Origin of the sequence: Mesotoga sp. HF07.pep.5.2.highcov (assembly GCF_003666285.1) — a bacterium.
Classification (GTDB): Bacteria; Thermotogota; Thermotogae; order Petrotogales; family Kosmotogaceae; genus Mesotoga; species Mesotoga prima.
Genome location: NZ_JFHJ01000492.1, coordinates 1 through 1659 on the forward strand (window position 1 = coordinate 1; position 1659 = coordinate 1659).

1 protein-coding gene and 2 pseudogenes are annotated in these 1659 nt (G+C 47.8%); 2 read left to right on the top strand and 1 reads right to left on the bottom strand.

All coding sequences use genetic code 11. The features are described 5' to 3' along the window. A pseudogene (locus tag BG32_RS10405) lies at positions 1 to 615 on the top strand (PD-(D/E)XK nuclease family protein); the annotation flags it as partial. Positions 616 to 689: 74 nt separating this feature from the next. On the opposite strand, the gene BG32_RS10410 reads toward BG32_RS10405, so the two are convergent. Continuing rightward, on the bottom strand, positions 690 to 1073 hold the full coding sequence (locus BG32_RS10410) for a four helix bundle protein (RefSeq protein ID WP_310793889.1): 384 nt from the start codon (positions 1071 to 1073) through the stop codon (positions 690 to 692). Positions 1074 to 1227: 154 nt separating this feature from the next. On the opposite strand from BG32_RS10410, the pseudogene BG32_RS10415 reads away from it, so the two are divergent. Then, positions 1228 to 1659, top strand: a pseudogene (locus tag BG32_RS10415) (hypothetical protein); the annotation flags it as partial.

Genomic DNA, 1659 nt, shown 5'->3' on the forward strand with positions numbered 1-1659 from the left:
GGATTCGGTGATCCCGACTGGGAGAGGCTCTTTATTTACGCCTGGGCTCTCTCAAGACAGGGATACGATATAGGAAGAATTGAATGGGTCTCTCTTTCTGCGGGAGCCTCGATTTCTAAAGAGGTGACAAGGGAAAACCTCGAAGAGGCCGGGATCAATCTCTATGCCTGGATAAGCCAGATCCTTCAGAGCGACTTTAAGCCCGAAGCGGGAGATCACTGCTCTTACTGTCTTTATCATTCCTTCTGTCCCCTAATGGAAAAGCTCGGAGAGGATCTCATGATAACAGACAGTGATTCTCTAAAGAACACCCTTCAGAAGACGGTTGCCTATCAGGAAGGGGCTAAGAAGATGAAGAAGCTCGCGGATGAATTCATAGACAGGGAAGGGATTGGAAAGGTAGAGCTTCAGGGATACGAGTATGCCAGTGATGAAGCTCCGACTCAGATAAGGCTTCTGGATAGAGAGGCGGCTCTGGATACCATTGTAGGGCTCCCCGATCCATTCAAATTCATCACATTCAGAAACCTATCCGAACTGGTCGACTATCTTCCCGAAGATGCATATGAGAAGAAAGAAAAGCTCAAGCCGGTGAGGAGGTTCAGGAAAGCATAGCTTCGAGGCTGGGGGTACGGGGTAGCAGGTTCGTAAGATCTTGACGTACCCCGATCCAGGAAAAGGCAAGCGGTTCACCGTTGACCGTTCTCCGAGGTGGAAGGAGCAAGTGATTTTGAAAGTCTCCAGAGCATGCGGTTAATCCGTTCGGCGCTCTCTTCGATAGTTTCAAGAGTCTCTTTGTCAATATAGCCGAATTCGAACGAGAGTTCAAGCTGGGAGACTGTTTCATTGAGAGAGCCTCGGGCCATGTAGAGGAAATGAATGAATTCCTTCCTGTACTGGCGACCGGCTCCCTCAGCAATGTTAGACATTACGGAAACCGCTGCCCTGCGAAGCTGAGAAACCAATGTGTATTTCTCTTCCTCAGGAAAAGTTGAGGTAGCAGAGTAGATATCCTTTGCTAAATCCTTGCTCAGCTTCCATACCTCGAGATCTTTGAATCTAAAAGCCATCATCACACCTCCCGATGATGATGATAGCAAAAAGAAGGTTCACCGGCAAAACTTGGCCATTTGCTGAGAAGACTTGAAAGCAGCCGCTATGAATGGATCTAGCTCTTCCGGAAAACGGTGAACGCTCAACGGACAACTATTTCAATGGAGGTTTTGTATGAATTACATAGAACTAATAAACAACTTCTGGATAGCAAATAAGATACACAAGTTCAACTCTCTCGAGACTTCTTTTTATTTCTTCGTTCTCGACTACGCGAACAACGCGAGATGGCCCGAGAGCTTTGTCCTTCCGAACGGAATAGTTCAGAGCGTCTTCGGCTGTTCGAGAGATCAGCTCATAAGGGCGAGAAAGAAATTGTGTAAATTTGGCCTACTTGCGTATGAAACGGGTGACCGACATAACCCCGGAAAATACACCGTAATTGCGCACCCGACACCTACCCGTGACCTACCCGAGGCCGACACAAGACCTACTCAAGACACACCACCCTGCGGTCTTTCGAAAGTGTCTCTTAATGGACAAGAGAATTGCGTCATTGGAGATGAGTCCATATCCAAGACCGACTCTAAGCCTACTGGAGACCTA